The following is a 6,097-nucleotide window of genomic DNA, read 5'->3' on the forward strand; positions in this document are numbered from 1 at the left end:
GGCTTCTCAAATGAGAAGCCTTTAAACTAAAATCTATAATGATTTATAGACTATTCACATGCTTAGCTAATTTAGACTTTAAATTAGCCGCTTTGTTTTTGTGAATAATATTTCTTTTTGTCAGTTTATCTAGCATAGACTCTAAAGCTGGTAATAAAGCTACTGCTTCTTTCTTATCGGTAGAAGCTCTTAACTTTCTTACAGCATTACGAGCTGTTTTGTGATAATAACTATTAGCAGCATTTCTCTTTGCTGTCTGTCTTATTCTTTTCTTTGCTGACTTGTGATTAGCCATATTGTTCTAATATTATCTGTTAAAATAGGAGCGCAAATGTATTAATTTATTTGCTAATAATGGTTTTTTCTGTTAAAAAAGAAACATTACCCATTAATTACTGTCGAATTGCACGTATCATTTCTCTTTTGCCTGGAGGACCAGCTAGTGATTCTACATGCATACCTAAAGTTTTCAAAATACGTTTCACCTCTCCTTTGGCGCAATAGGTAACAAGAACACCTCCAATATTAATGAGTTTTACTAACTTCTCAAATACCTCTTTTTGCCATAATTCTGGCTGAACACGGAAGCCAAAAGCATCATAATAAACTAAGTCAAAAGTAGTATGAAATGAGTAGTGCTCAAAAGTATCATGTATTTTGAAAAGCCTGAAGTAAGTTGAAATTTCAGTAACGACCTCCCATGGGCAAGTGTGTAGTTTAAAAAAAGTAGATTCTTCAGTCATGGCACTCAAGGATTTCGCATAATCAAGTTGAGTAACTAATTCAAATGGTAAAGGTTCTTTTTCTATGGCGTAATAATTGATGACACGTTTATTCTCTAATCCATTGAGATAGGTTAGAAAAGCATTTAGCCCCGTGCCAAACCCCATTTCAAATATGGAAATCTCTTTAGATTGTATAAAGTCAAGACCATTTTTGATATATACATGTTTCGCTTCAGCAACGGCACCGTGGGTAGAATGATACTGTTCATTCCATTCTGGAATTTGTAAAGTTTTGCTACCATCGGAAGTTACTATGACTTTCAATTTCATAATAACACAAATTAAGTATATTTTGTTAGCTTTGCTGTCCCAAATCACACAAAACTCATGGCAAAGAAAACTGTTACCAATAAAAAATCTATCGCCTTTTTAGAACAATACCTTAACAATGCATCTCCTACTGGATTTGAAAGTGAAGGTCAAAAATTATGGTTAGATTATATAAAACCTTATATCGACGATTACTTTGTTGATACATACGGCACCGTAGTTGGTGTTATCAACCCAAAAGCTAAGTATAAAGTCGTTATAGAAGCTCATGCAGATGAAATTTCATGGTTTGTTCACTACATTACAAAAGACGGTTTTATTTACTTGAGAAGAAATGGCGGTAGCGACCACCAAATAGCTCCATCTAAAAGAGTAAACATACATACTGACAAAGGTGTCGTTGACGCTGTTTTTGGCTGGCCAGCTATTCACACTAGACATGGAGGCGAAGAAAAATCGCCAAAATTAGATAACATATTTCTTGATTGTGGGTGTACAACAAAGGAGGAAGTTGAAAAACTTGGTGTACATGTAGGGTGTGTAGTGACGTACAAAGACGAATTTATGATGCTTAACGATACGTTTTATGTCGGTCGAGCATTAGACAATAGAGTTGGCGGCTTTATGATTGCTGAAGTAGCTAGACTACTTAAAGAGAATAAAAAGAAATTACCATTTGGCTTATATATCACAAACTCTGTCCAAGAAGAAGTTGGACTAAGAGGAGCACAAATGATTACTGAAAGGATTAAACCTGATGTGGCTATCGTTACCGATGTTTGTCATGATACTCAAACTCCAATGATCAATAAAATCAAACAAGGTGATTTATTCTGTGGTAAAGGTCCTGTACTTACTTATGGCCCTGCAGTACAGAACAATCTTTTGAATTTGATAATTGATATAGCAGATAAAAATAAAATACCATTCCAAAGAGCAGCAGCTTCTCGAGCTACTGGCACTGATACTGACGCTTTTGCCTACTCTACTGGTGGGGTTGCCTCAGCTCTTATATCTTTACCATTAAGATATATGCACACTACTGTGGAAAGCGTTCATAAAGACGATGTTGACAATGTTATAAAACTGATTTATAATACTTTACTCAAAATCAAAGACGGTCACGATTTCAGATACCTTAAATAATATCTTTTACAGCTAATGATAATTACTAAAATACCACATTCTAAAATTGAGCAAATAGACTTTGATAATTTGTCGTTTGGTAAGTGCTTTAGTGACCATATGTATAGTGTATCCTTTAAGAACGAGAAATGGCAAAACCCTGAAATAATTCCTTACGGGCCACTAAGTCTAAACCCAGGAACGCACGTATTCCATTACGGACAAGCTATCTTTGAAGGGATGAAGGCTTATAAGAATCCTATTGGCGAAACGTTATTATTTAGACCTTTAGAAAACTTAAAAAGACTAAACCAATCTGCAGACAGACTTTGTATGCCTAGAATAGACGAATCTTTATTTATGGAAGGGCTTCGTAATCTTCTTGAAGTTGACAATGATTGGATACCACAGTCGGATATTAAATCCTTGTATATTCGACCATTTATGATTGCCGATAGCGAATTTATTCGAGCTACACCAGCAACCGAATTTAGGTTTATGATTATCACCTCGCCCACTTCAACATACTATGCGGGCAAAACAAATCTTAAAATAGAAGAAAAATATGCTCGTTCAGTAGTAGGCGGAACAGGTTTTGCCAAAGCCGCAGGGAACTATGCAGCAGCATTTGCTCCTACCAAAAAGGTTCAAGACGAAGGTTATACTCAAATAATCTGGACAGATGCCATAAACCATGAATATATTGAAGAATGTGGCACTATGAATATCATGTTTAGAATAGAAGATAAGCTCATTACCCCTGCATTAAGTGAAAGTATATTGGGCGGAATTACTAGAGATAGTATAATCACACTAGCTAAACAAAAAGGCATAGAAGTTGAAGAAAGAAAAATTTCAGTTTCCGAAATCATAGAGTTCTACAAAAACGGCAAATTGAGAGAGGCTTTCGGGGTAGGAACTGCAGTTACTTTAAATCCAATTGACACCATCACTTATAAAGATACTGTCATAAAAGTTAAAGAATTGAATGCTGATTCTTACGCTTCAATTCTTAAAAAAGAATTACTTGGAATTCAATACGGTAGAATTGAGGACATCAACGGTTGGACTATGAAGGTTTAAAAACCATTTTATAGTGCTTTATCCCTGCCTCTTCAAATAAATTGCCCTGCTTAACAAAACCTAATTTTTGGTAAAATTCTACAACCTGAATTTGTGCATGTAAATAAATAGTACGCTCAAAGGCTTCAACATCTTTAAGCACCTCTTTAACTAATCGTTTACCTATATCTTGACCTCGATACTCTTGGGCAACTGCAAAGCGTTCAAGTTTAAAACCATGGTCTGTTTCTCTCCAACGAGCAGCACCACAGCTAAGATTATCTTTTTGGATTAAATAATGCTTTGCCTCATCTTCATAAGTATCGTATTCGTCCGATTCGCTTACACCTTGCTCAATAACAAACACCTTACTCCTAATAGCTCTTACCTCAGCAAATAATTCATCATTAACACTCAGCCTATAGACTTCCAACATGCTTTTCAAGAATCCCTTTAATATTAGGTTTAAAATAATTAGGACCTTTCATCACCTTTCCATCTTCTCTGAAGATAGGCTGATTATTTTCGTCCAATTTAGACATATTGCTGCGTTGAATTTCATCAAAAATTTCACCTATAACATCTTGCATTCCGTGCTTCAAAACTGTACCACACCAAATGTATAGCATATCCCCTAAAGCATCTGCCATCTCTACCATATCACCACTTTCACAGGCCTCTAAATATTCTTCATTCTCTTCTTGCATCAAGCGATGTCTTAGCAAGTAAGTAGTCTCATCAACAACAGCTTTTGGCTTGTCTTCATTACCAATAAGAAAAACTTCATGAAATTTTTTTACCTTATTTATTTTATCATTCATATTTTAATCAATTACGTATACGTTAATCCAAAATAAGTTAATTTTGTAACACCATTTAAAAAAAAAGATACAATTATGAAAAAATTAATAGTTCTATTTTCTTCACTATTTATTTTAGGTGCATTTACCCTTCCACATACGGACACATATATTGCTAATAGATCCATGAGCAAACTTGTTTGGAGTGGCAAAAAATTAGGAGCTGAACATTTTGGTAATATCTCTCTAAAGAGTGGTAAATTAATGATTAACCACGGTAAAATAGTTAGTGGTAACTTCGTAATTGATATGAATAGTATTACCAATGAAGATTTAGAATCAGACAGATTTAATACTATGCTTGTTAATGATTTGAAAAGCAGCAACTTTTTTCACGTTGAGAAATACCCTGAAGCCCACTTCCAAATTATTCGAGCAACACCCGCAGAAAAAAACAAATACGATGTTATAGGTCAATTAAATCTCAAAGGAAATATGGGTGTCGTCAATTTTCCTCTTGAACTCACTTACAACAACAAAACAGTAACCGCTACAGGAGTATGTCGTTTCAATCGTACTAAGTTCGGCATTACTTATGGCTCTGACTCTTTTTTCGATAACCTAGGCGATGAAGCTATTTCAGATGAAATCGAATTAGAATTTAATATCGTTTTAGAAAGATAATGGAAAACATTACAAAAGGGCATTGGGTTTTTGCTGCAATTTTTGCATTTTGCTTCGTTTGCTATCTGATATGGTCTTACCGCAAAGAGATTAACTTAAATCGAATTCACTACAAAGGAAGTATTCTTTTTATCTTTTCTGTTGTTGTCTTAGCCTTTGTATTGTATGTTTTCAGAGGTTACATGAAATGATAATCTATAATTAGTAAATTAGCCATAATTAAATTTACCTCAAATGAAATATCTTAAAGTAATTCTCTATGCCCTTTTGGGAATAATGTCGATTTACCTCGTATCCAATTTTTTCTTTAGCGAAAAGTTTAAGGTTTCTACAAGTATTGAAATCGACAGCAGCCCATTCATCGTTTACGATCAAATAAATAACTTTGAGAATTGGGAAAATTGGGATCCATGGTTAGATACAGACACGACCATTCGCATGACTTTATCTGATACTCCTTACGGAATTGACGCTTCTAGAACGTGGCAAAGTGAAAACTCTGGTAGTGGAAAGATGGAAATCATTGACTTGGATTTCATCAAGCAAATCGATTTCAAAATCACAATAGACGGTAACAGTCCATTTCTTGCGTCCTTTTATTTAGAATCTGTAAATAATAAAGTAAAAGTTAGCTGGGAAAATAGTGGCGAATTACCCTTTTTAGCTAGAATCTTTGGTCCTGTAATAAGTAAAATGATGAAAGGAGATCATGTGAAAGGGCTAGATATGCTCAAAAGATATTGCGAATCAATCCCTTCACAAAGTGGTGAAGTGAGTATTCAAGAATGGGAATCTCAAAAAATCATTTCAAAAACCGATACTTGTTCAAGTTCTAATATCAGCCAATCTTTGGCTAACATATACAGTGATGTATTTAAATACGTCTATGAGAATACATTAATAAGCACTCAATCTCCCTTCGCTCAATACCTCTCTTTCCCTCAAAAACCAGGCGACAACGACTATGTTATCTTAAAAGCAGGAGCATTAGTAGACAATTTTAATGATACTCTAAATAGTAACCTCAAATTTGAACAAACAGCAACATTCTTAAGTGCCCAAGCGATACACAAGGGAGATTATCGGACTCTTTTTGATACGCATAAAAAGATTCAATCTTATTGCCATAATAATAATTACACCGTCATAGGAAAGCCCTATGAAATCTATGTAAGCGACCCTGAAACGACAGTAAATCCTGCTGACTGGGAAACCCTCATAATCTATGAAATAGAATGATATAAATTCTAACCAAAACTTAAAAACATGAAAAAACAAATCTTACTTACCATCACATTTATTGGCCTGTGCCATTTGATATCAGCTCAAAATTTTACTGAAGGTATACAAACAGAGCATACATTTTCTTCT

Annotated in this window: 9 protein-coding genes; 5 read left to right on the forward strand and 4 right to left on the reverse strand. The window is 34.5% G+C overall.

What is annotated here, in order from left to right; translation table 11 throughout:
• Window positions 1-43: 43 nt before the first annotated feature.
• Both rpsT and mnmD read right to left on the reverse strand, forming a co-directional pair.
• Window positions 44-295 carry a 30S ribosomal protein S20 gene (rpsT, locus tag P8I29_06235; GenBank protein ID MDG1917395.1) on the reverse strand — a complete coding sequence of 84 codons (252 nt, stop codon included), beginning with the start codon at window positions 293-295 and terminating at the stop codon, window positions 44-46.
• A 97-nt stretch (window positions 296-392) separates the two neighbouring features.
• Window positions 393-1,055 (reverse strand): tRNA (5-methylaminomethyl-2-thiouridine)(34)-methyltransferase MnmD, encoded by a 663-nt coding sequence (gene mnmD / locus P8I29_06240; GenBank protein ID MDG1917396.1) that lies wholly within the window; start codon window positions 1,053-1,055, stop codon window positions 393-395.
• A 57-nt stretch (window positions 1,056-1,112) separates the two neighbouring features.
• Between mnmD and P8I29_06245 the strand changes: the two genes are divergently transcribed.
• Window positions 1,113-2,201: a M42 family metallopeptidase gene (locus tag P8I29_06245; protein ID MDG1917397.1), complete on the forward strand. Its 1,089-nt coding sequence runs from the start codon at window positions 1,113-1,115 to the stop codon at window positions 2,199-2,201.
• A gap of 15 nt (window positions 2,202-2,216) precedes the next feature.
• Window positions 2,217-3,263 carry a branched-chain amino acid aminotransferase gene (locus tag P8I29_06250; protein ID MDG1917398.1) on the forward strand — a complete coding sequence of 349 codons (1,047 nt, stop codon included), beginning with the start codon at window positions 2,217-2,219 and terminating at the stop codon, window positions 3,261-3,263.
• Here the strand turns inward: P8I29_06250 and P8I29_06255 are convergent.
• Together P8I29_06255 and P8I29_06260 are read right to left on the reverse strand one after the other, a co-directional pair.
• Entirely contained in the window at window positions 3,250-3,678 is a 429-nt protein-coding gene (locus P8I29_06255) for a GNAT family N-acetyltransferase (protein ID MDG1917399.1), read from the reverse strand. The two genes, P8I29_06250 and P8I29_06255, sit on opposite strands and share 14 nt — an antisense overlap.
• Complete coding sequence (locus P8I29_06260; GenBank protein MDG1917400.1) at window positions 3,662-4,063, reverse strand: nucleoside triphosphate pyrophosphohydrolase family protein; 402 nt, start codon at window positions 4,061-4,063, stop codon at window positions 3,662-3,664. The genes P8I29_06255 and P8I29_06260 overlap by 17 nt, the downstream gene beginning before the upstream one ends.
• A gap of 75 nt (window positions 4,064-4,138) precedes the next feature.
• Between P8I29_06260 and P8I29_06265 the strand changes: the two genes are divergently transcribed.
• From P8I29_06265 to P8I29_06275, 3 genes are read left to right on the forward strand one after another with little or no spacing between them, the layout of a single operon-like run.
• On the forward strand, window positions 4,139-4,726 hold the full coding sequence (locus tag P8I29_06265; protein MDG1917401.1) for a YceI family protein: 588 nt from the start codon (window positions 4,139-4,141) through the stop codon (window positions 4,724-4,726).
• Window positions 4,726-4,917: a hypothetical protein gene (locus P8I29_06270; protein ID MDG1917402.1), complete on the forward strand. Its 192-nt coding sequence runs from the start codon at window positions 4,726-4,728 to the stop codon at window positions 4,915-4,917. The genes P8I29_06265 and P8I29_06270 overlap by 1 nt, the downstream gene beginning before the upstream one ends.
• A gap of 43 nt (window positions 4,918-4,960) precedes the next feature.
• Complete coding sequence (locus P8I29_06275; GenBank protein MDG1917403.1) at window positions 4,961-5,965, forward strand: SRPBCC family protein; 1,005 nt, start codon at window positions 4,961-4,963, stop codon at window positions 5,963-5,965.
• The last annotated feature ends 132 nt before the right edge of the window (window positions 5,966-6,097 follow it).

This window comes from Flavobacteriales bacterium (assembly GCA_029248105.1).
GTDB lineage: Bacteria > Bacteroidota > Bacteroidia > Flavobacteriales > UBA7312 > UBA8444.

Coding starts and splice junctions, on each gene's coding strand:
- P8I29_06250 (MDG1917398.1), top strand. CDS start 2,217: ATGATAATTACTAAAATACCACATTCTAAAATTGAGCAAATAGACTTT.
- mnmD (MDG1917396.1), bottom strand. CDS start 1,055: ATGAAATTGAAAGTCATAGTAACTTCCGATGGTAGCAAAACTTTACAA.
- P8I29_06255 (MDG1917399.1), bottom strand. CDS start 3,678: ATGTTGGAAGTCTATAGGCTGAGTGTTAATGATGAATTATTTGCTGAG.
- P8I29_06270 (MDG1917402.1), top strand. CDS start 4,726: ATGGAAAACATTACAAAAGGGCATTGGGTTTTTGCTGCAATTTTTGCA.
- rpsT (MDG1917395.1), bottom strand. CDS start 295: ATGGCTAATCACAAGTCAGCAAAGAAAAGAATAAGACAGACAGCAAAG.
- P8I29_06275 (MDG1917403.1), top strand. CDS start 4,961: ATGAAATATCTTAAAGTAATTCTCTATGCCCTTTTGGGAATAATGTCG.
- P8I29_06265 (MDG1917401.1), top strand. CDS start 4,139: ATGAAAAAATTAATAGTTCTATTTTCTTCACTATTTATTTTAGGTGCA.
- P8I29_06260 (MDG1917400.1), bottom strand. CDS start 4,063: ATGAATGATAAAATAAATAAGGTAAAAAAATTTCATGAAGTTTTTCTT.
- P8I29_06245 (MDG1917397.1), top strand. CDS start 1,113: ATGGCAAAGAAAACTGTTACCAATAAAAAATCTATCGCCTTTTTAGAA.